The following is a 22,118-nucleotide window of genomic DNA, read 5'->3' as shown; positions in this document are numbered from 1 at the left end:
AATTATTGGGTAAGCAGTGCTTATTTGTTCAGCCTTTTTGGTGGCTATGCACTGGTCTTTTCGATGTATGCAATCTGGTTGAGCCAGACCGTCGGTCTGAATGGAAAAGAAATTGGTATCATTTTTTCTGTCAATTCAATTGCCGCTATTTCACTACAACCCTTGATCGGCTTTATTCAGGATAAAATTCATACCTAACAATATCTTATCTGGGCGAATGCGGGTTTTTTGCTGCTTAGTGGGCCATTTTTTTCATTTGTTTACGAGCCCCTGTTTCAGTCAAATTTTTATCTGGGTATCCTGGTTGGTGCTATTTATATCGCGCTGGTTTTTCTGGCAATGGCCGGGGTGGTGGAAACTTATCTCGAACGCCTTTCTCGCTATTCCGATTTTGAATATGGGCGGGTCAGGTTATGGGGGTCGTTGGGCTGGGCCAGCACGGCCTTGTTCGGTGGTCTGCTTATTAATATGGGTGGTGAAGTGATTTTCTGGGTAGCGTCGGCCATCGCTATGATTCCGATGAGTATATTGTTCATCGTTAAAATAGACACCTCTGAACAAAGCGCTCCCTCAGGTAGCTCGACGCCGCGTCTTAGCGATATTGTGACCGTACTTAAGCTTCCTAAGTTTTATTTTCTGGCCTTGTTTGTGTTGGGCGTTGCGACAATCTATACCGTTTATGACCAACAGTTTCCGGTGTTCTATGCTGCTCTGTTTGTGGTTAAAACCGGCAATGAAATGTACGGATATCTCAATTTATTACAAATCTTTCTGGAAGCCGCAGGTTTTCTTGTGGCGCCAACGATTGTTAACCGAATAGGCGTCAAAGCGGGGTTGTTACTGGCCGGGGCGATTATGGTTTTGCGTATCTTTTGCTCTGCAGTACTGCACGATGAAGTGCTTTTATCGTTAGTCAAATTGCTGCACGCAGTGGAATTGCCTATTTTAATGGTCTCAGTATTTAAATACCTCAATATGCATTTTGACAGTAAGCTCTCCTCAACCCTTTATCTGATTAGCTTTATGTTTGTTATGCAGCTAGGAGCAGGGGCCATGGCGCCTGTCTTTGGCGAACTGTACGACGTATATTCTTTTCAGTATGTGTATCTTATTATGAGCGGTATCGCCATCGCATGTTTAATATTGTCGGCGGTGTTGTTGGAAAAAGACAATCACAGAAAGCATCAAATGCCAGCAGTATAACCAGACCGTTTTTTATGTATTTTCACCCAATGCATGTCGCCGTTTTTATTATCGTTATAAAGGCGGCGTTTTTACACGCAATCTAGTCGTTATAGTGAGCGTTACTAACGTTTTGCCTTCTTCGTCTATTAACTATGCTTCTTAAACGCCCGCTCGGCGTATCAGAACCTCAGTAACTATGGTTCTGCCGCAGCAAAATCTCACACGCAAATAATAACTATTGAAACCCTGTGGTTGCCTCAATGCGAACCTGTTAAAAAGCAACCTGGTGTCCACCCGCCCGATTTCAGCTGCAGAAATAAGGGGAGCTAACTAACGTGAGAGCCTGCATAACTGCTAAAGCCTTAGCGTGGCATCGCTTCAATTCTCTGGTGCAACTTTGTTTGCCTTGTCGCTATAGCAAAAAGATCAGCAGAGTTATTTCGGCAATCACGATTAAGTAAGCAGATTCTGAGTAATGTTCTGTAAAAGCATTGAGCGTAGCCAACGTTTAAGATAATGGGTGGTTAAGGCGAGGGAGAGCGAAAAGGGCAGGGGGAGTGTAGTGGGGGAGGGACAACGTGAGAAAAAGCTGCGCAGCTTACCTGCGCAGCAATAAGGATTAAAAGGTATACCGCAGTTCCAGCGAAGTGGAGCGTCCCAGAATAGATCGAGCCCGGATAATATCTAATCCATTCACCGTCTGAAAGCCTCCTTCAGCCTCTGTCAGCGCAAGCTCATCAGTGAGATTGTTGACGGCAAGGCGTACTGATAAATCATCGGCGATGAAGTAATTCGCAAAGGCATTGAATGTCAGGTAACCGTCCAGTTCATTGGTATTGTCATCGCTGACATAGGAGTCGGTACGGCCGAAAAAGCTAAGTCCGACTACATGTTCATCAATAGCATAAGACGCCGTACCTGAATAAACCAAATCAGGCTGACGGCGAGGTACATTGCCAACCACCTCTGGATTATTCGCCCCTTTTATTTCTGCATCGGTGTAGGTTATGCCGCCAAAAAAGTTGAACATACCAATATTGGCAGTGGCTTCTATTTCAATCCCGTTTGATTCAAATTCACGAATTCGTGCCGGGTTATCCAGTCCCCTGGCAGACTCGGAGTTGGCATCATCGGTATTAACATTAAATGCTGTAGCGAAAATGCCGAATCTGTCAGCCTGATATTTTATGCCTGCCTCGAGCATGCGTAACTCGTTGACCACGGAGCCTGGCTGCGCCTGGCCCTGTACAATGAAGCCGGCATCGGCCAGTCGGTCGCCAAAACTTGCCCGGGCGCCATCACTGTAGTTTCCGAACACAGCCAGACCGTCGTCGATAATATAGTTAAAGCCCAGAGCAAATGATGTGTAATCCCAGTCGTAGCCAAACAGCGCCTTATTGGACTCAGCAAACGACGCCTGAGTAAAGGTTTCTGTATTCATTTCAGCAAAGCTAAGTTCACCATTATTGTCTACATCAACCGGGCTGACAGTTGCCTGAAGCCAGCTGCCGGTGAGTTCACCGCTGTCTCGTCTGACACTGGCACTGACCGAAAGTGAATCGGTTACTTCGCTGTCGATAGCAAGATAATAGGCATCAATGCTGGAATCAAAATACGTGTCTCGCGTACAACAATTACCCCACTGCGGCGAGCCATACGCAATCTGGCCGTTAGCGGTGACTGCCTCGCCTTCCTCATTATACAGGTTCATTAAACGAGGAATGTTTTGTACATCGGCAATATGACTTTGCCAGAACCAATCTATATCCGCTTCCTGGTTTGCCACATAATAACCAACGGTGACATTGGTGTATCCGCCTAACATTTCTAAAGATTTGGTCAGGCTAAGGTCGTTAGTAAAATTATCCAGGCTATTGATATCATTATCAAAGGTGCGGATATCCTGAATCAGGCCATTGCCATTTAGTGTCGATAATGTCTCTTGTGACAGAGGCTGGTTACCATCAACACCATGGGCATAGCCAAGGGTCAGGTTTTCCGCATTGGGAACACCAATCGACTCAGGCGATACGGCCGCGCCTACACCGGCACTGAATGCACCGAAGAACTGCCCGGAGTTTCTGGCTACACGGAATTTTTCTGTTACGGTCAGGCTGTCGTCAAAATCAAATTGCAACTCACCGCCGATGACACTGGAGCGTACAGAGTTGCCATCTTTAATACTGGATTCTCTGATTCCGCCAGAGCCATCGGTAGTTTGATTATTAATAAGTCCTACAGGGATATTTGTTGCTTCCCGGGGATCCAGACCTGGAATGCCTTTGTTATTTAGCAACACGGGCATGGGTAAGATAGTCGCAGTTTGATCGTCCAGGTGTTTATAATACAGACGGGCTTTACCGTTATCGAAAAAACGCGTGACGCTTAGTTTAATCTGGCCGCCATCCTCAGCATTGAAACCAGCATCTCTGACGCCTTCACCGGTTCGGTAAAAGCCACCGATATGCATTGCCCAGTCATTGCCTACTGGTGTGCCGTAGGCAAAATCAAGACGATCCTGATCATAATCCAGGCCGGTTTTATAGATTAAAGTACCTTCTTCAACTTCGCCTGTTTTGCTGACAAAGTTGACGATCCCCGAGGGAGAGTTACTGGCCAGTGTGGCGGCGGTACCACCTTTTATGGCCTCGACCACATTGATGGTCTGGTCGTAAGAAAAATAGTTATCAGCATTGCCTACAATGATATCGCCAAACTGCAGAACTGGCAGACCGTCTTCATGTAGCTGCAAAAAACGTGAGCCACCGCCGCCTAGCGGAACGCCACGTACGGTTATATTACCGTTACTGTCGCCACCCGTGGATTCCGCTCTGATTCCCGGAATAGAACGAAGAACATCTACCGTCCCCTGAGGTACAAAGCTTTCCGCCCGTTCCTGGGACACGGTAGTTACAGACAAAGTACTGTTGAGCTTAGTGGTACCTTTAACGGAACCGGTAACAACAATTGTTTCGAGATTAAGCGATTCAGCGCTTTTCTTCTCATCCTCTTCCTGTGCGTATGCTGCGTTGCTACAAACTACAGCGGCGCCAACGGCCAGGCTTATAAAATTTCGGCGAAAAATGTTATTTGGGTTGCTCTGTATTTTCTTCATGGGGCTGTGTCCTGTATTAATCACGGGTAGTAATAAACCGACCTTTAGTAACAGTTTGTGATTAAATATTAACGCAGTATTAACCTGTGTCAATGCTATTTTTAACATTGTGTTACTTAATTATTAATTTGAGGTGTGTGAATAATCTGAAAGGTATAGTTTGGGTAAACGTTAGAACCTTGATAAATATGCAGTAAAGTGGGTTATTCCCTGGCTTAGAGCGTGGTAAGTAAAAAACAATGCTGCATCTGGGGAAAGCATTATTGATTGCCAGTGCTGTTACAAGTCAGTAACAGGAAGTGTGCCAGCAGCGGTGAGATTCAGCAGAATCACGATAATATTAAATTGAGTAGTTGAGTTGAGTCGGTGAAAAGTGGCGGACTGGCCGCCACTCGTTCTGCCTAGAAACTTACTGTGGCACTGGCCCAGAAATTTCTGGTTTTATCTTTAATATTATAATCGTCAGTAAATGCCACTTCACTGACCACACCCCGTCCGGTCAGATATTCGTAAACTCCATCGCCATTAAGATCATTATAATCCACTGAGTAGGTGGTGAAATCTCTGTCCAGTAAGTTATTTACCCGTAAGTTCAGAGTCACATTATCGTTCAGGTGCCAGCGGGCCCCTAAATTGAGTATCGCGTAATCTTCGAAGTACCTTTCACGCTCGAACACCGCATCGTAGCCCCGGTATCGGTCAGAGCGAACTTCGCCCTGTAGATACACGTTAAGTTGTTCGGTTGCCGCCCATTCCAGATTAATGTTGGCCATGTGCTCGGCAGTATTAGTCAAAGGTAAGCCTTGCTCGGACCCACTTTTCTGCTCACTGTCGGTCCATGTATAATTGGCATACAGTGACCAGTCTAGAGATATTGCATAGCGGCCGGCAAGCTCAACGCCCTGGATATCCACCTCATCGATATTTATCTTCTGGCTGTAGGTGTCATACCCTAACTGATCGTAGTCGCCGAGATTCACACAAGGACGACGCCCTTCAGTGGCTTCACAGCTAAATACTGTGTCACCGCGAGCAATTTTATCCTCGAAGCGGGTATCAAAATAGGTGATGTTGAAGCTATGATTGTGGTTGCTCCAGTAAAGTGCAATTTCGGAATTAACACTGGTTTCTGGCTCTAACTCCGGGTTGCCGGCAAACGGGCTGGTGCCTTGACCGCCAAACCCGGTGATGCCGTCGTAGAGATCAGTGGTTTGCGGTGTTTTATAGCCGGTGCTTACACCGCCTTTCAAAGTCCAGTAATCGTTAATGTTGTAAACCCCATAGACCCGTGGTGATGTCTGACTCCCGAAGACGTCGTGATCGTCGTAGCGGATACCGGCTGTTAACGTAAACGCATCAGTCATCAGCCAGTTGTCCTCGACAAAAACAGAGTACATTTGCTGCTCCTGAATGGCTCCTGCGTTACCTGACTCAAGACCAAATACACCATCCTGCAGTTCTCCGTCGATTACCTGAGCGCCCACGACCAGATTGTGATCGCCAGCCAAGTCTCTGACAGGAATATCAAAGCGCAAATCGAAGGTATACTGGCTGCTATCCAACGGACGAGCCGGTCGGGGCAAAAATGTATCTTCAGCGATGTTGCGACGTTCTTCTTCCGGTAATCCTGCATACTGACCGGTACCATCATATATCTGCTGCAACAACAATCGCTCTGCCACGCTCAACGGAAGAGTACGTCCATTATTCTGGGTATCTACATAAGACAAGGCTGCCATCACTGAGCCAAAACTATATTGACCGTCATAAGCTAAAGACCACCATGAGCGGTCAAATTCCTGATCCGCTGCATAGCCGGCCCGTGGATTAACCTGACCCCGACGGTCCTGCCAGATACTGTCGATATTGTCGCGCGTACCCAGCGGATAAATAATGTCCCCGGTCTCTAAATTGTATTCTGGCGTATTATCATACTCCTGATGTGAGTTGTCGTAATCAAAGGTCAGTTCATGCCCTTTGGCGACGGTATAATTCAGACTGAAACCATAGTGTTCATTGGTGTTATTAACTGTTCGTCCGCCGCTGCCAAACCCAAGAGAACGTAAGTGAACAAGGCCATTAGGGTCAATGGCAGGGGCTATCTGGGGCGATGAGGCTTGTTGCTCGTAAAGGCTACCACGCAACCCGATGCTTAGTGTGTCGGCAATGAGCGGCCCGTTCAGTGAAACATCTGTGGTGATATCATCGCCAAAGTCATCGTCGGTTTGAAGACTTCGGCCAAAAGTGAGTGAACCGCTCCACTGATCAGTGTGGGGTTTAGTAATGACATTGATTACACCGCCTAGTGCATCGGCGCCGTAGAGTGTTGAAGCAGGACCGCGAATAACCTCAATTCTCTCAATTGTTTCGACCGGAGGAATATGGTTAAAAGCATTGCCGCCAAAATTATTCGGATAAATATCGCCATGGTTATTCTGGCGTCTGCCATCAATAAGCACTAGCGTGTATTCACCGGTTAACCCCCGCATACTGATACTGCCCTGACCGGTTTTATCTCGGGTTGAGCCGACGTCAATACCTTCCTGGTATTTAACTGCGTCAAGCAGTGAGGTAAAAGAACGTGTCTTTATATCCTCTGCGGTTATTACTGAAATACTTGCCGGTGCCTGGGATAACTTTTGCTCAAAGCCGGTGGCAGTAACCACAAGGTGCTCAATCTCATCGTCGTTGGGCACAGCAGGAGCAGCTGCTGCGAGGCATAGGCCGGAATGAACAGATAATGCGATACTGGCTAATGTGTGATGTGTCTTCATCATTTTCTCTAAGTCCCCTGAGTGGTTACACATTCCAAATGTGGTAAACAAGGGCGCTTATATTAGGCTGAAAATGAACAGTGTCAACGCAAATGAGTATAATTCTCATTTGCGTTAAATGTGGCTTATGACTCCTTTAATTATCCCTTAATTTAATCTAAAGCGAGCACTGTTTAGCCTTGGTGGCTGTGGGGAGGAGCTCCATAAAAAGCTTGAGATAGAAAAGGGTTTATAGCAAACGCTTTCACGGTGGTGTCTGAAATTTTGTTAAGACACTTTTTAAGTTTACTGACAGCAGATGCCGCAATAATTAATGTGTCAGTTATAAAAATTTTTGAACAAAAAAAAGCGGCCGAAAGGACCGCTTTGATAACCAGTTTAGGGTAGCTAAACCTTGAACTGACGGATTGATTGCTGCAGCTCTTCTGCTAAGCGTGCCACTTCCTGACTTGATTCGGAGGTTTGCTGTGCACCCACCGTGGTTTCTTCTGCAATGCCCACAATTGTTTCCAGTTTTTCACTGATTTCCTGCGAGACCACATTTTGCTCCCTGGCTGATTGCTCAATCTGAGAGCTGACATCATGAGCCTGACGCACAGCTGTGGAGATAAGATCCAGCGCCTGTGTAGCGGCGTCGGTTTGCTCGACACATACTGCGGTTTGCTCTTTACCCTGGTTCATCACATCCACCGCTCGTTCTGCCCCCGATTGCAGTACTTCAATCATAGCATTAATTTCCTGGGTGGATTTTTGGGTGCGGCTGGCCAGTGTGCGCACTTCATCGGCTACTACCGCAAAGCCGCGACCTTGTTCGCCGGCACGCGCTGCTTCGATGGCTGCATTAAGGGCCAACAGGTTAGTTTGATCCGCCACCCCGCGGATCACATCCAGAATCCCGCCGATACTGGCGCTATCCTGATGTAATTTATTAATGACGTCAGCGGCTTCCTGTACATCTTTGGCCAAGACTTCAATGGTACGCTTATTTTCCAGAGAGATTTGACGAACCTTTTCAGCTTCGCTGTCAGCATGGCGAATCTGGCTCAATGTGTCCTCAGCATTTTGCACCACCAGTTGAGAGGTTGAATGCATCTCTGTAGTAGCCGTGGCGACCTGTGAAATCTGGGATTTCTGATCCTGAATAGAGTGCGTAGTCTGAGACGTTACCGTAGAGGTTTGTTCAGACGCGGCCGCTAACTGCTCAGCACGATTATTGATACCGTTTATTAGTGTTTTGAGGTTAGCGATAAGCTGATTACAGTTACGTGCAAGCTGACCAAATTCATCTTCAGCAGAGTCGTCCAGACGTCTGGTCAAATCACCTGACGAAGCGACCTGCAGTAATTCATTTACCCGATTAAGCGGACGGGTAATTGCTCTTACTGTCAACGTACCGATAATTGCTGCTGCGATTAGCGAGGCGATGACCACGATGATGACAATTAAGTTCCCGCTGGCAACTTTTTCAGTCACCTGATCATCAATAGCATCAGCGCGTTGATTGGTTAGGGTAAGGAGTTTTTCCAGCTCGCCCATTGCAGTATCAATATTTGAATCAGAGGCATTGAGTGCTTGTTCTGCCGCGTTTCGGAACGACAGTCGGTTCTGGTGCAACTGCACGACACCATCATTACCAGTGATAGCGTCCAGCGCTTCACTGACCATTTCACTGATTTCCTCAAGGCTGCCTGATGCATCCTGACCATCCGCCGCTTCCAACATTGCTGACAGTTTCTCTGACACATTTTCGACAACCAATGCCACCTCATTACTCAGCGTTTCAGCACGCAGCAGAGTTCCGGTTTTCAGATACTCGTTGGACACCGTAAGCATGGATAACAACGCGCTTTCCAGCTCGCCGCCAATTTTTGCAGCTTCCTGTAAAGCAGGGTTTGATTTAACTTCCGGAAGATACGAAAAATCCAGCAGGTACATGGAAGCATCATCGGCATTATCTTCGGCAACCATAAGCTGGTCGCTAATAGTGTTTCGCATGCTCAGATAACGACGATGCGTAGCGTACATATTTTCTGTATTTCCAATATATTCGCTATAGCTGGCGTGCACTTTATCAAGTGAAGATTTCAAGGCAGGATCATCGCTGACAATGGTGTTCAGTCTGGCGTATGTATTAGTGAAGTTGTCCTGGCTTGTTTTGAAGCTGGCCTCTTTTTCATTCAGCCCTTGAAGCTCTTCTTCGATGTAGGACTCAAAGGTCAGACGCCCCATATTTAAAAATGTCGCTTTTAACTCATTACTGCCGGAAATCGTAGGAATGGCGGTATTATTTACCTCGTCTGTAGCTGCGCCGATGGAATTAAGATTATATAAAGAAGAAACACTGATCAGTATCAGCAAAAGGCTGATGGTAAGAAAACCACCAATAATACGTTTAGCCACCGTGATTTTCATCGAAACTCCTGCTACTACAATTTTATCGTTATGATATGTGACGAATAATGCTAAATAATTGCAAATTGTACTCAAAAGTTCACATTAAATATGACTTTTTGAGTAGCCGAACCTTAATTTGCACTCTGAGACTTATTATATCGACGATAATGTAGTGAACTTAAGTTATTTTCTGATACAAGCGTATGGAGTCTGGAGAAAAATATCAGCAGTGAAAAACAGGCTTGAATGTAAGACCCTCGACTACCCGGCTGAAACCGCAATTATTTCACCTGTTTCAACACGATAAGCAGACATTGTGTTGCCCCATACGTACCCGGTATCAAGGCCGATAACCTGTTTTTTATCAGTTACTCCGGTTAAGGCAGCCCAATGTCCGAATATTATCTTTTCATGTCCGCCGAGGTGTTCGTTATCCAGCTCAAACCAGGGTTTAAGGTGCGGCGGGGCGGCTGACGGCTTGCCTTTTTCGGCAACATTCAGTCGATAATCGGTGGATAAAAAGCGCATACGGGTGCATGCGTTGATGATAAATCTAAGGCGCGCAAATCCGTCCAGGCTTTCCCGCCAGTTTTGTGGCTCATTAGCATACATATTATTAAGTAGTTCTAGATAGCGCGTACTACTTAACGCTTGACTCACTTCATCGCTTAACGCCAACAGTTGTGACGTACTCCATAGGGGAAAAAGACCAGCGTGAACCACCGTATGCTGCGCATCCAGTTTCATGGCAAGCGGGAAGCGACGTAGCCAGTAACTTATTTCTGCCAGTCTGCTACTGGCCAGCAGGTTATCCAGATTATCTTTCGGATTGGGCGCTTTAATGCCTTCTATGACAGACAACAGATGCAAATCATGATTACCCAGCACCGTGCGAAAACTGCCGTTAAGACTCATTAAATACTCAACGGTGGCCAAAGAGTCCTCACCCCGGGCGACCAGATCGCCCACTGCAATCAACTGGTCTCTGGAGGATTCAAACTCGCATTTATCCAGAAGTTGTCTTAAACCTTTATAACAACCCTGAATATCGCCCACGATGAGCGTTTGACGTGACGTCATTAATAACCTTTTAAAGTCGGAGAATTAATTGATGATGTTAGGAACAGCTAGCGTAAACACATCGATGGGCACCCTGAATTTGTCACCATCATCGGTTAACATGTGATAATGGCCTTCCATTGTCCCCACCGGTGTGTCTAATACAGCGCCGCTGGTGTACTCAAAACTGCTGCCTGGTTCGATGGTTGGCTGTTTGCCTATCACGCCATCGCCCTGGACCTCAGACTTTTTACCCGACCCATCAGTTATCAGCCAGTAACGACTTACCAGTTGGACTGGCACATCCGATTTATTTGCGATAGTAATCTGGTAAGCAAAAGCGTATTTCTCATCGGTATTTGCCGGATGCTCTGGCAAATGCCGGGTTTTAACATTGACTTTGATTAATGATTCTTTCATTCCTGCGATACCTCTTGCGCAGTAATGTAATTAGCAATAGACGCAAAATCCTGCAACGAGAGCGTTTCAGCACGCGTGCCAGGGTCGAGCCCCAAACTGTCAAGCGCCTGTTCACTGATACAGTCTTTAAGGCTATTGCGGATTGTTTTACGCCGCTGATTAAACGCCTGTGCACAAACCCGTTCCAGTGTATTGAGTGACGCCACTTCTACCGGCGGGGTGGCATGGGGGATGAGCCGCACCACCGCTGACTCTACTTTAGGCGGTGGTTTAAAAGCTTCAGGGGGAACATTTAGAACTGGCATAACCGAACAGTAATACTGGGTCATGACAGACAGGCGGCCATAGCTTTTTGAACCTGGCTGAGCAGCTAGACGGTTTACCACCTCTTTTTGCAACATGAAGTGCATGTCACTAATGCTGTCAGTAAAGTAGAACAGATGAAACATAAGTGGCGTTGAGATATTGTAAGGCAAATTGCCAAACACCCTGAGACGCTTCTGCGTATCATCGCGGGCGGCCAGCACTGAGGCAAAATCCAGCGTCAGGGCATCCTGTTCAATAATATTCAGCTTATGGCCGTGAAACGGGTGGTGGTGCAAACGTTTTGCCAGATCACGGTCGAGTTCCACGACAGTAAGCGCATCAACGCGCTCGCAAACTGGATCGGTTAGCGCACCAAGACCGGGGCCAATTTCCACCAGGTTCTCGCCATTCCGGGGATTGATAGCATTGACGATTTGCTCAATGACATAGTCATCGTGCAAAAAGTTCTGACCAAACCGCTTTCGTGCAGTATGGCCTAAATGGGTTTTACTCATAGGTGACTGTTCGCAAGTTCTATGGCTTTTTCCAGGGCTTTTCTGAAGCTACCTGCATCCGCTTTCCCAGTGCCGGCTAAATCTGTTGCTGTGCCGTGGTCCACTGAGGTGCGGATAAATGGCAGGCCTAATGTGATGTTCACAGCAGCCCCAAAGCCTTTAAATTTTAATACCGGTAAGCCTTGGTCGTGATACATCGCAAGTACTACGTCGGCATCTTCAAGATACTTAGGTTGAAAGATTGTATCAGCCGGTAGCGGCCCGGTCAGGTTAATTCCTTCAGTGCGCAAGGCGTCAAGAGCCGGGATAATGGTCTGTATTTCCTCTTTTCCGATATGTCCATTCTCGCCGGCATGAGGATTAAGCCCACAGACAAAGATATGTGGCTCAGCAATCCCGAATTTTTGTTTCAAGTCTGTATCGATAATTTTTATTACCCGATGCAGTCTTTCTTCAGTGATGGCTTTGGCTACATACTCCAGTGGTATGTGAGTGGTTGCCAACGCTACATTCAACCCTTCGGTGGCGAGCAACATTACTACATCAATAGTATTGGACTGATGCGCAAAATATTCAGTGTGACCGGAAAATGACACGCCCGCTTCGTTGATAATGCCTTTATGCACAGGCCCGGTGACGACAGCTGCGAATCCTTCCTGCATATTAGCCTGACAGGCCTGACGAAGTGTTTCTACCACGTACTGGCCATTACCACTATCCAGCTTACCGGGTTGCACCGGAACATCCGTATCAATTTGCCGAATGAACAGTTCTCCGGCAGCCTGAACCCGACTTATAGACGGCTCAAAAGTCGTGAGCGTCAACGGAAGGTCAAGCAGTGCCGCGCGTTCGGATAACACTTTTGCGTCTGCGAATACGACCAACTGAGCCGTCCACTGAAGTTGCGCCAGCTGAATGATGAGGTCCGGTCCGATACCGGCCGGTTCACCCGGCGTGACAGCAATTTTCAATGGCGGGTTTGCTTGCATAGTAATCGGCATTAAAGCACTTCAATATAGGCAGCATCGCGCATTTCACGCAGCCAGGTTTCTGTTTCTTCTTTAAACTTCCGGCTGAAGATAAGCTGACGGGCTTTATCCTCTTTGCGTTTTTCAGTGGCATCGTCAAAACGACGGTCCTGCAGCTGAATAAGGTGCCAGCCATGGGTTGAACGAATAGGTTGGCTATACTCGCCCGGTTCAAGGTTTGATAACGCCTTCTGGAACGCCGGTACGTACATGGTAGGATCAGCCCACCCAAGATTACCGCCTTTTAGTGCTGAGCCTGGATCTTCTGAATGCTCTTTTGCCAGTTCGGCAAAATCCGCTTCATCATTGATGACCTGTTGGCGGAATTTTTCAAGACGCTCTCGGGCTTTATCTTCGCTTAAGATAATTGATGGGGTAATCAGGATATGGCGTGCATTAACTTCTTCCACAGTGACTTTCTCGATACCACGGGTTTCTTTAATTTTCAAAATGTGGAAACCCGCGCCGCTGCGGATGGGGCCAATTAGCTCACCTTCATCTTTACCCTGTACAGCTTCAGCAAATAATGTAGGCATCGAGTTGATGTTCAGCCAACCCATGTTACCGCCCTCCAGTGCATTAGAACCGGAAGATGATGTTATTGCAATTTTAGTGAAGTCAGAACCATCCCGTAGCAGTTGCAATACTTTGGTGGCGCGGCTTCGTGCTTCTTCAACTTCTTCTTCAGAAGGCTCTGAAGGCAACCCGATAAGAATATGACCCAGGTTATATTCTGCCTGCTCAGCACCTTGTTCGTTCATTACCTCCAGTAATGAATCAACTTCCTGGGGCGTTATGTAAATACGACGACGAACATTAGCCCGGCGGACCTCGCCAACAATCAACTCTTCACGAACCGACTCGCGATAATCATCATAGCTTAGCCCTTCTTGCGCTACGCCCTGCCGTAACTGCGCCACGGTCAGGTTTTGATTTTGTGCAATATTGGCAATGGTTTGCTCCAACTGCGGATCACTTACCTGAATCCCCATGCGCTCAGCGCGCTGCATTTGGAGGTTTTTTAGAATCAGTCGCTCTATAGCCTGAGTGCGAAGCACACGGTCTGAGGGCAGCTCCTGACTTTCTGACTGGGCGCTCCGTTTTACCTCAGCGATCAGCTTTTCAATTTCGCTTTCCAGAATCACGCCCTGGTCAACGATTACCGCCACGCGGTCCAGTGAAACTTGCTGTGCCCAGCATGTAACAGTAAGCAAGGCACTTAAACACATAGCCCGGATAATGAACTTCATAATTACTCTTTATTGTCGTTAATGTGGTCGGCAATACTTATCGCCGACAGGGTAAATTAATTCAAATTATAAGGTTGTCGATAACCAAACATACCATCTTCAAGCATGCGTCGACTGGATTTGGCCGATCCTAGTCCTTTAAAGATAAACTGCAAGCTTACGCCAGAGTCATATTCATCGGTAGACTGCTGACCATCGATGCCAAACCGGTTACTTAACTGACGTTGAGCAACCACTTGTATGGCCCAGCAACAGGATTCATATTCTAGTCCGATATAGGTTTCGATACTGCGATGACGCTCGAGATCACGAAAGGATCTGCCTACCCAGTGCCAGTTTCTGCTGATGGGCCAGCTTACCGACAGTCCCACCTGATCGATGGTTTCTCCGCTAAGCTCACGGACGTAACGATGGGTCAGCTGAACCAGACTTTCACTGTCACGACGATACTCCAACCCTAAGCTGCTTCTTTCTACCTTATCGGTTTGTGTCGTGATTTGTATATCAGAATAGAAATTCCAGTGAGAGTCAAATCGCCAGTCGAGTTCTGCGGCAAGGGCAGAGCGATCTCGGTCCCCGTTACTACCGGGCGTCATGATGCGATTGTCTTCTAAGTAAAATATCTGACCCAGACTTACTGCAAATTGTTCCCGATTTTGTGCATCCATAATACGCGAAGTGGCACCCAGGGTAATCTGGTTATTATCTACAATTCTATCCAGCCCGGTGAACTCACGGCCTCTGAACAGGCCTTCTACGTCGGTCAGCAGATTCGTTGTATCGTAGAGCCCGATGTTGGTCTGGTCTTCAAAACTGGTATACAGGTACTGGACTTTGGGCTCAAATGTCATCGTATCTGTGGCATTAAACCAACTGCCGTCGCGTTCAAAATATAAGGTGCCGTATAACCGACCGCGCCCCAGCAGACGATTCACATTTTCATCTAATGCTGTGTTTTCAACATTGTCTTGTTTATAGGTTGTATTCATCACTGTCGCTTCGGCAGTTAACTCGCCCCAGTGACGCTGAAAAGGCAGCGCAATAGATGGTGCCACGTGTAAGCGCATTGCGGTGGGCCTGGACTCATCCACATTATCAAAATAGGCCAGCTCAGAGTCCAGGCGGAATTCCAGTAAGCTGCCAAGAGGCTGATTTAGCTTGAGCCTGGCTTCAGGAAATGCGCGATAGGTGTCGGGACGATCGCCAATAGTTTCAAAATCACGCACGTGGAAATCCAGCGTCATATTTTCTGAAAAATAGTTCAGTCCGACCGTTCTAAGAAGATGGGTATCTGCGCGATTGTAATCATCCGTGCCTACATCAACAATATAGTTATCATCGCTTATGCCATTGATGTCAACGCCTACTGTCCAGTTCTCGCCTAGAACACCATCATGCTTGATACGATAAAAATAGCGGTGTTCATTGGTTGGGGTATCGCTGTCTGAGGGCAAATATTCAACATCTACTACGCTGTAACCCTGTTCACTGAGATAGCGAAACTCCGTTTGCAGTTGGACGCCACGTTTAGACATCACCCGGGGTGTGATTGTCATGTCATAGTTGGGTGCCATATTCCAGTAAAATGGTTGCTGATAATCAACACCGGTATTGGAGGAGCTGCCTATTTCAGGAAAGAGCAGACCGGTCTGACGCTGATTACTAACTGGAAAAGCAAAATAAGGCAGATAGAATACCGGTACATCTGCTACATAGAAGCGTGTATTTTTTGCCTCGCCCCATAACGAGCCCCGCTCAATATTAATTTCCGATGCCCGGATTGCCCAGTCCTCGTCACCGGCGGGGCAGGTAGTAAAGTGCACATCTTGTAACGAAAGGCCTTCAGAAGAGGACAAATCAATCACACGGGCTGTGCCGCGACCGCTGGTGCCATTGAAAAGATACTCTGTGTTTTGCATTTCCAATGTTTCGCGTGTGGAATCAAGGGCTACATTGTCGCTGCTAACCTGAAGCTGCGCATCCTTGTAAAGCACATCACCGGAGGCTTCTAATTGTTGACCATTATTACGGATTTTGGCCTGATCAGCATGAATTCGTGCTGTGTCCGAGGTTATATCCACATCACCGCTGAAATTGGCTTCCCGTTGGGAAAATACTTCGGTGCGACGGGCTTCCACCATCACTTCGCCCGGCGGCATCAGTTTGTCAGAAGAAAACTGAACTGGTGAAACGGGGCAGAGTAATGATGTGTCCGGGTCGTCATTGTTGCGTTGAGCAGCACCAGACTGAGCACAAGCCTGCCAGCTGAAAACACACAATAATAACGAAGCGCAGGTTTTTTTCATGCGATGACGGATAGCCTGTAATAATAAATAATTTTTGTGGTTCGGTGCCTTTGCACACCGAATACGAATACATTTGCTGTGTTTGGCTTTGACCCGCTGAAGCGAAGAAGCGCAAAGTAACCGCTAATTCTAAGCATTTCTTTACCAATAACCAACCAGTGAACCAAAAAAATCACGCCCGATGATAATTTAAGGCCCCATTTTGCGTACCCAACGACAATAATTGGTGTCGGGCGTAATGAGGTTGTCCGACATCGGGATATTTTCTATTTTGTTTTTTGAGTTATAGTGCCACTGACCACGTAAGAGAAGAGTGGTTCACAGCACGATGATAATGACGGGAGAGCAGCATGCCATTTTGGGGCAAATTACTGGGTTTGATTTTTGGTTTTATGTTTTTGAAGATACCCGGTGCAATTTTGGGCCTCATTGTCGGCCATCTGTTTGACCGCGCATACAGTCAGGATTTTAATAAGGTGGGTGGATTTGGCCGTTTCTTTACCGACCAGTCAGGCTTACAACAGCAAGCGGTTTTTTTTCATAGTCTGTTTGCCTCTCTGGGTCACCTGGCAAAATCCGACGGGCAGGTAACAGAAAGAGAAATTCAGCTGGCCAGTGCATTGATGGATGAAATGCAGTTGCAGGGCGATGCCCGCAAAGAAGCACAGCAAGCTTATCGTGAGGGGAAGGCGGCGGATTACCCCATAACGGATACACTAAAAACCCTTTATGAAAATTGTCATGGCCGGCGGGATATATTGCAGGTTTTTCTTGAAATACTCATTCAGGCTGCCTTCGCGGACGGCAATGTCACACTGGCGGAAAAACGTGTACTGGATAAGGTAACCAAAGCGCTTGGTTTCAAGAAAAGCGATCTGGATTATTTACTCTCTGCCTACGATGCGCAGCGACGATTCCGTCAACGAGGTGGAAATGGACAACAGCGCCATCAGTATGATGAGACGCACTCACTGGAAGATGCGTACAAGATTCTGGGGGTCAGTGAACAGGATGACGATAAAACAATCAAGCGCGCTTATCGTAAGCGCATGAGTGAGCATCATCCTGACAAACTGGCAGCCAAAGGCCTGCCGGAACAGGCACTGGAGATGGCAAAAAATAAAACGCAGGATATTCAGTCTGCCTACGAGATTATTAAAACACATCGAGGTATGTAAAAACGATGGAACCGGTGCAGTTAACCGATGCAAACCGAGCCCTTATTGATGGGTTTGTGCAAATGCTCTGGCTGGAAAAAGGGTTAAGCGAACACACCCAACAAAGCTACCGCAGTGATTTAGCCAAGCTGGCACTGTTTTACCAGCAGCAATCATTAAGCGATATCAGTCGACTCACCACTGAAATGATTCAGGATTACTTGTGGCACCGGCATCAGCTTGGGTTGTCTACCCGCAGCACACAACGAAGCATGAGCGCCATGCGGGCTTTTTTTAATTATCTTATCGCCACCCACGTTCGCCCGGATAATCCGGTTTCGATATTGAATAATCCTAAAACCCCTCAAAGTCTGCCGTCATCGTTAAGTGAAGCTCAGGTTGAGGCACTTCTCACTGCCCCGGATATCGAAGATGCTGTGGAACTTCGAGACCGCTGTATGCTCGAAGTACTTTATGCTACCGGATTGCGAGTGAGCGAACTTATTGGTCTTACCCTGGCGCAAGTCAGTCTGGTGCAGGGCGTAGTCAGGGTCACCGGCAAGGGCAATAAGGAGCGGCTGGTACCTCTGGGGGAAGACGCCATGGACTGGATAGACACGTATTTACGTCATGGCCGGCCTGCATTGACAAAAGCCACCGTCGATACATTGTTTTTAAGTCGTCGCGGGCAGCAGATGACACGCCAGACCTTCTGGCATCGCATCAAGCACTACGCGGTGCGTGCGGGCATCGAGCAGGATTTGTCGCCCCATACGTTACGCCATGCTTTTGCCACGCATTTGCTTAATCATGGCGCTGATTTGCGGGTAGTGCAGATGCTGCTGGGCCACAGTGACTTATCCACCACGCAAATTTACACCCATGTGGCAACTGAACGATTACAGAATCTGATACATACTCACCACCCCCGGGGCTGATTGATTGGTCCATGGCCAACCTGTGGTAGTATGCAAAAAACTTGAAAGTTTTAGCCGATGTTGCCGGTCAACTAATTAATGACCGAGTAAGGAGAAAATGTGATTAAACAACTATTAGCGGTGCTGGCCCTTGCCACCACCTCACTGACAGGACATGCAGCCGAACCGGATTCTGCAGCATTAAAAGACAAACTGGAGTCAACCCTGGGCATGAGCGTTTCTGCCATTGCCGATTCACCGGTTCCGGGTTTAAAGCAGGCAACCACTGATCGAGGCCTGTTTTATATCAGCGATGAAGGCCGTTATTTTATGCAGGCGCGAATTTTTGATCTGCAAAATGGGATGAAAAACATCACCGAAACCGCACTTGCTGATATGCGCCTGGAAGGTATTAAGCAGTTTAAAAAGGATGCGATTCAGTTTAAGGCGAAAAAAGAAAAACATGAGATTACCGTCTTCACTGACACCACCTGTGGCTATTGTCGCAAGATGCACAAAGAAATTGAGCAGCTAAATGCGTTGGGTATCACGGTCAATTATCTGGCATTTCCCCGCAATGGCCTTAGCTCACCCACTTATGATGAGATGGTTTCTGTATGGTGTGCTGAGGATCCCGCCAAAGCGCTGACCAATGCAAAGCTTGATAAAGATGTATCATCAGCTCAGTGTGAAAATACGGTGGCAAAACAATATGAGTTCGGTCAGTCGGTGGGCGTTAGCGGCACTCCCAATATTATTTTGGAAAACGGTACCCTTATTCCTGGGTATCAGCCCGCCGGGATGCTTGCTCAGGCCCTGGATGCTGAATAGCTTAGTTTTTTTCTGGTAACTTCAGGCCGGCTTCTCGCCGGCCTTTTTGCAAGGTAGGCCACAACAGTGATTCAGGTTATTATAGTGGCCTGAATATTCCACTTCCTGAAGTAAAAGGTCACGGTGTCATGGGACTTCCAATTTTTCGACGCGAATTAACCTCCACTCCACTATGTGACAGCCTACATCCTGTACTGGACAGAGTCTACCGGGGGCGGCGTGTTGATTCTCTTGATGAGCTGGATACCGCAGTAAAATCGCTGTGTCATTATCAACAGCTTAAAGGTATCGGGCAGGCCGCTGCGATTTTGTGCGATGCTATCGCCCGCCAACAGCGGGTTGTTATTGTCGGTGACTTTGATGCAGATGGCGCAACCAGTACAGCAGTTTGTATGCTGGGGTTACGACAAATGGGCTTGCAGCAGGTTTCATATCTTGTTCCTAATCGTTTTGACTTCGGCTATGGACTGAGCCCGGAGATTGTTGATGTTGCCTGCGATGACGGGGCTGAGGTGATTGTGACCGTAGATAACGGTATTGCCTGCTTAGAAGGAGTCGCCCGGGCGAAGGCGCGTGGGGCAACGGTGGTGGTCACCGACCACCACCTGCCCGGCGGTACGCTGCCCGAGGCTGATGCCATTGTGAATCCGAACCAGCCAGACTGTCCGTTTTCATCAAAAAATCTGGCCGGGGTTGGGGTTGCCTTTTACCTGATGCTGGCTATACGCGCGCAATTACAAAAAAATCAGTGGTTCAAAGAACAACAGCTGATGGCACCTAATTTAGCGGATTTACTGGATATTGTGGCTGTGGGCACAGTAGCCGATGTGGTGGTGTTAGACAAAAATAACCGAATTCTGGTCCATCAGGGGCTTCAGCGAATCCGGGCCGGACGGTGCCGGCCGGGTATCACTGCACTTCTGGATGTTGCCGGTCGCGCACCATCTGGTATTGGTGCTTCTGACCTGGGATTTGTAGTGGGGCCGCGGCTCAATGCCGCCGGACGGTTAGAGGACATGGCCCTGGGCATTGAATGCTTGCTTTGCGACGATCCTATGCAAGCGCGTTATATGGCCACTGAGCTGGATCGGCTCAATCAACAGCGACGCACCATCGAAACCGAAATGAAACAAGAGGCCGAAGCGGCCATTGCGGCGTTAAGTGTAAATGAAGATAGCCTGCCCGCGGGTCTGGTCCTGTATCAGAAGGATTTTCATCAGGGCGTTATTGGCATTGTAGCGGGGCGGATTAAAGATAAGTACAAGCGCCCGACGATTGCCTTTGCTCATCAGGATGATGAAACGATAAAAGGGTCAGCCCGTTCTGTGCCGGGAGTGCATATTCGGGATGTGCTTGAAGAGGTTAATCTGCGCAAGCCAGGTCTTATCCCTAAGTTTGGTGGCCATGCGATGGCTGCGGGGCTGAGCTTGCCAATGGACGCGTTGGCGCTTTTTTCAACGTTGTTTGATGAAGTGGTAGCGGTGCATCTGGCCAAAGCCGGCGATTTGGATCGCATCATTACCGATGGTGAATTACAGGTTGATGAAGTCTCTCTGTCGGTGGCCAGGGTGTTAAAACAAGCCGTGCCATTCGGACAGGGATTTGAAGCGCCATTGTTTGATGGTGTATTTGAAGTGGTCAATCAGCGCTTGCTTAAAGAAAAACACCTCAAACTGGCATTGCGCCTTGATTCAGGTGAAGAAGTTGACGGTATTGCGTTTAATGTAGACCCAGCCCGGTGGCCGAATAACCGTTGTCGGTACGTTCAGCTGGTGTATCAGTTGGAGGTAAATGTGTTCCGTGGTCGCGAGACGGTGCAGCTATTGATTCAGGAGCTAATACCTTATGCAAACTGATGCTGACAGTCTTACTGCCAGGCATGGCAGCCTGATCCACAGTGAAGGACTTAAAGTTGATTCGCATGTGCAAAGAGATGAAGGAGAGTGGGTAAGGCATACATTAATGCTCACCGGCTATGACGTCCCCTTCGTTTTTCGCCGCAAAGGACAGTACAAATCACTCAAAGGTGCCAGCGTGAACCTGACTTATTATCGCCATATCGAAGCTGTGGCCGGCATTGAGTTTGAACAAATGAAAGTTGTGCGTATTAAGCGGGCCTGAGCTGATGAATCGTGGCCACTGGCTAAGTGCTTATATACTTCATCGCCGTCCCTATCGGGAAACCAGTTATCTGGTGGATTTCTTTACACTTGAAACGGGACGTATATCGGCCGTAGCCAAAGGCGTTAAAAACAGTAAATCAGACCGTAAAAGTCTGTTGCAGCCGTTTTCGCCGGTTAAGGTCCAGCTTGCCGGTAAAGCAGAACTTAAAAACCTTAATCAAATTGAAAGTGACGGGCGTTCGCATCAGTTAACGGGAAATGCGCTATTTTGCGCCATGTATCTTAACGAGCTGATAAATCGCACTATGCCGGTGGGCCTGGCCAGTGAGATGTTATTTGGTCATTATCAGCAGGTATTAAGTATACTACCGGCTAGTGACACGCCGGATATTTTGTTACGCGGTTTTGAGTTCGCTTTACTTGAGGAAATGGGACAGTTGCCCGACTGGCTGACAGACGCAGTAAGTGAACAGCCTGTAGACAGTGAGCAATGGTATATTTTTGTTGCAGAGCAGGGTGTTACCCAGGCACCGGCGCATATTCAGCGTGGCCGTTTTCCAGGTTACGGTCTCCTGGAGATGGCAAATGGCGAGTGGACCCCGGCAGCCAGAAAGACCGCTAAAATTATCACCCGGCAGGCCTTACGAAATTTGTTGGGCGATAAGCCGCTCAAAAGCCGCGAATTATTTCGTTAGCCTCTGCCGTATGACCGCTTTTTTCGATACACTGCCCTTATTA

15 protein-coding genes and 1 pseudogene are annotated in these 22,118 nt (G+C 47.7%); 7 read left to right on the top strand and 9 right to left on the bottom strand.

Annotated elements, in window-relative coordinates:
- Positions 1 to 6: 6 nt before the first annotated feature.
- Positions 7 to 1,203: pseudogene (locus tag F458_RS19220) on the top strand (oligosaccharide MFS transporter); the annotation flags it as partial.
- 601 nt (positions 1,204 to 1,804) lie between these two features.
- Here the strand turns inward: F458_RS19220 and F458_RS0107465 are convergent.
- The 9 genes from F458_RS0107465 to F458_RS0107420 all read right to left on the bottom strand — a co-directional run bounded on the left by F458_RS0107465 (position 1,805) and on the right by F458_RS0107420 (position 16,352).
- The gene (locus tag F458_RS0107465; protein WP_040610186.1) at positions 1,805 to 4,300 is read right to left on the bottom strand and encodes a TonB-dependent receptor domain-containing protein; all 2,496 of its coding nucleotides are present in this window, start codon (positions 4,298 to 4,300) and stop codon (positions 1,805 to 1,807) included.
- A gap of 401 nt (positions 4,301 to 4,701) precedes the next feature.
- The gene (locus tag F458_RS0107460; RefSeq protein WP_018982776.1) at positions 4,702 to 7,077 is read right to left on the bottom strand and encodes a TonB-dependent receptor domain-containing protein; all 2,376 of its coding nucleotides are present in this window, start codon (positions 7,075 to 7,077) and stop codon (positions 4,702 to 4,704) included.
- A 384-nt stretch (positions 7,078 to 7,461) separates the two neighbouring features.
- Entirely contained in the window at positions 7,462 to 9,486 is a 2,025-nt protein-coding gene (locus tag F458_RS0107450) for a methyl-accepting chemotaxis protein (RefSeq protein ID WP_018982774.1), read from the bottom strand.
- A gap of 243 nt (positions 9,487 to 9,729) precedes the next feature.
- Positions 9,730 to 10,548 carry a symmetrical bis(5'-nucleosyl)-tetraphosphatase gene (locus tag F458_RS0107445; RefSeq protein WP_018982773.1) on the bottom strand — a complete coding sequence of 273 codons (819 nt, stop codon included), beginning with the start codon at positions 10,546 to 10,548 and terminating at the stop codon, positions 9,730 to 9,732.
- A gap of 24 nt (positions 10,549 to 10,572) precedes the next feature.
- Positions 10,573 to 10,947, bottom strand: coding sequence for a Co2+/Mg2+ efflux protein ApaG (gene apaG / locus F458_RS0107440; RefSeq protein ID WP_018982772.1), 375 nt, complete (start codon positions 10,945 to 10,947; stop codon positions 10,573 to 10,575).
- A complete protein-coding gene (rsmA, locus tag F458_RS0107435; RefSeq protein WP_018982771.1) occupies positions 10,944 to 11,768 on the bottom strand; it encodes a 16S rRNA (adenine(1518)-N(6)/adenine(1519)-N(6))-dimethyltransferase RsmA in 825 nt (274 codons plus the stop codon). Before rsmA ends, apaG begins: the two co-directional genes overlap by 4 nt.
- Entirely contained in the window at positions 11,765 to 12,769 is a 1,005-nt protein-coding gene (gene pdxA, locus F458_RS0107430) for a 4-hydroxythreonine-4-phosphate dehydrogenase PdxA (protein WP_018982770.1), read from the bottom strand. The genes rsmA and pdxA overlap by 4 nt, the downstream gene beginning before the upstream one ends.
- Entirely contained in the window at positions 12,769 to 14,046 is a 1,278-nt protein-coding gene (surA, locus tag F458_RS0107425) for a peptidylprolyl isomerase SurA (protein WP_018982769.1), read from the bottom strand. Before surA ends, pdxA begins: the two co-directional genes overlap by 1 nt.
- A gap of 56 nt (positions 14,047 to 14,102) precedes the next feature.
- Positions 14,103 to 16,352, bottom strand: a complete 2,250-nt coding sequence (locus F458_RS0107420; RefSeq protein WP_018982768.1) for an LPS-assembly protein LptD — start codon at positions 16,350 to 16,352, stop codon at positions 14,103 to 14,105.
- A 350-nt stretch (positions 16,353 to 16,702) separates the two neighbouring features.
- Here F458_RS0107420 and djlA point away from each other — a divergent pair, with 350 nt between their 5' ends.
- The 6 genes from djlA (at position 16,703) to recO (ending at position 22,075) form a co-directional block, all read left to right on the top strand.
- Positions 16,703 to 17,530 carry a co-chaperone DjlA gene (djlA, locus tag F458_RS0107415; protein ID WP_018982767.1) on the top strand — a complete coding sequence of 276 codons (828 nt, stop codon included), beginning with the start codon at positions 16,703 to 16,705 and terminating at the stop codon, positions 17,528 to 17,530.
- A gap of 5 nt (positions 17,531 to 17,535) precedes the next feature.
- Complete coding sequence (gene xerD, locus F458_RS0107410; protein WP_018982766.1) at positions 17,536 to 18,447, top strand: site-specific tyrosine recombinase XerD; 912 nt, start codon at positions 17,536 to 17,538, stop codon at positions 18,445 to 18,447.
- 99 nt (positions 18,448 to 18,546) lie between these two features.
- Positions 18,547 to 19,257, top strand: a complete 711-nt coding sequence (dsbC, locus tag F458_RS0107405; protein WP_018982765.1) for a bifunctional protein-disulfide isomerase/oxidoreductase DsbC — start codon at positions 18,547 to 18,549, stop codon at positions 19,255 to 19,257.
- 128 nt (positions 19,258 to 19,385) lie between these two features.
- A complete protein-coding gene (recJ, locus tag F458_RS0107400) occupies positions 19,386 to 21,113 on the top strand; it encodes a single-stranded-DNA-specific exonuclease RecJ (RefSeq protein ID WP_018982764.1) in 1,728 nt (575 codons plus the stop codon).
- Positions 21,103 to 21,378, top strand: coding sequence for a hypothetical protein (locus F458_RS0107395; RefSeq protein WP_018982763.1), 276 nt, complete (start codon positions 21,103 to 21,105; stop codon positions 21,376 to 21,378). Before recJ ends, F458_RS0107395 begins: the two co-directional genes overlap by 11 nt.
- Before the next feature lie 4 nt (positions 21,379 to 21,382).
- Positions 21,383 to 22,075 (top strand): DNA repair protein RecO, encoded by a 693-nt coding sequence (recO, locus tag F458_RS0107390; RefSeq protein ID WP_018982762.1) that lies wholly within the window; start codon positions 21,383 to 21,385, stop codon positions 22,073 to 22,075.
- Positions 22,076 to 22,118: the final 43 nt, after the last annotated feature.

This window comes from Salinimonas chungwhensis DSM 16280 (assembly GCF_000378185.1).
GTDB lineage: Bacteria > Pseudomonadota > Gammaproteobacteria > Enterobacterales > Alteromonadaceae > Alteromonas > Alteromonas chungwhensis.
Note: the sequence above shows the minus strand (reverse complement) of the source record. Positions and strands in the feature narration are given on the sequence as shown.

Excerpts from the sequence above, each read along its gene's own strand:
- djlA (WP_018982767.1), top strand. The coding sequence starts at position 16,703 with ATGCCATTTTGGGGCAAATTACTGGGTTTGATTTTTGGTTTTATGTTT.
- rsmA (WP_018982771.1), bottom strand. The coding sequence starts at position 11,768 with ATGAGTAAAACCCATTTAGGCCATACTGCACGAAAGCGGTTTGGTCAG.
- surA (WP_018982769.1), bottom strand. The coding sequence starts at position 14,046 with ATGAAGTTCATTATCCGGGCTATGTGTTTAAGTGCCTTGCTTACTGTT.
- F458_RS0107395 (WP_018982763.1), top strand. The coding sequence starts at position 21,103 with ATGCAAACTGATGCTGACAGTCTTACTGCCAGGCATGGCAGCCTGATC.
- recJ (WP_018982764.1), top strand. The coding sequence starts at position 19,386 with ATGGGACTTCCAATTTTTCGACGCGAATTAACCTCCACTCCACTATGT.
- xerD (WP_018982766.1), top strand. The coding sequence starts at position 17,536 with ATGGAACCGGTGCAGTTAACCGATGCAAACCGAGCCCTTATTGATGGG.
- recO (WP_018982762.1), top strand. The coding sequence starts at position 21,383 with ATGAATCGTGGCCACTGGCTAAGTGCTTATATACTTCATCGCCGTCCC.
- apaG (WP_018982772.1), bottom strand. The coding sequence starts at position 10,947 with ATGAAAGAATCATTAATCAAAGTCAATGTTAAAACCCGGCATTTGCCA.
- F458_RS0107450 (WP_018982774.1), bottom strand. The coding sequence starts at position 9,486 with ATGAAAATCACGGTGGCTAAACGTATTATTGGTGGTTTTCTTACCATC.
- pdxA (WP_018982770.1), bottom strand. The coding sequence starts at position 12,769 with ATGCCGATTACTATGCAAGCAAACCCGCCATTGAAAATTGCTGTCACG.
- F458_RS0107420 (WP_018982768.1), bottom strand. The coding sequence starts at position 16,352 with ATGAAAAAAACCTGCGCTTCGTTATTATTGTGTGTTTTCAGCTGGCAG.
- F458_RS0107445 (WP_018982773.1), bottom strand. The coding sequence starts at position 10,548 with ATGACGTCACGTCAAACGCTCATCGTGGGCGATATTCAGGGTTGTTAT.
- F458_RS0107460 (WP_018982776.1), bottom strand. The coding sequence starts at position 7,077 with ATGATGAAGACACATCACACATTAGCCAGTATCGCATTATCTGTTCAT.
- F458_RS0107465 (WP_040610186.1), bottom strand. The coding sequence starts at position 4,300 with ATGAAGAAAATACAGAGCAACCCAAATAACATTTTTCGCCGAAATTTT.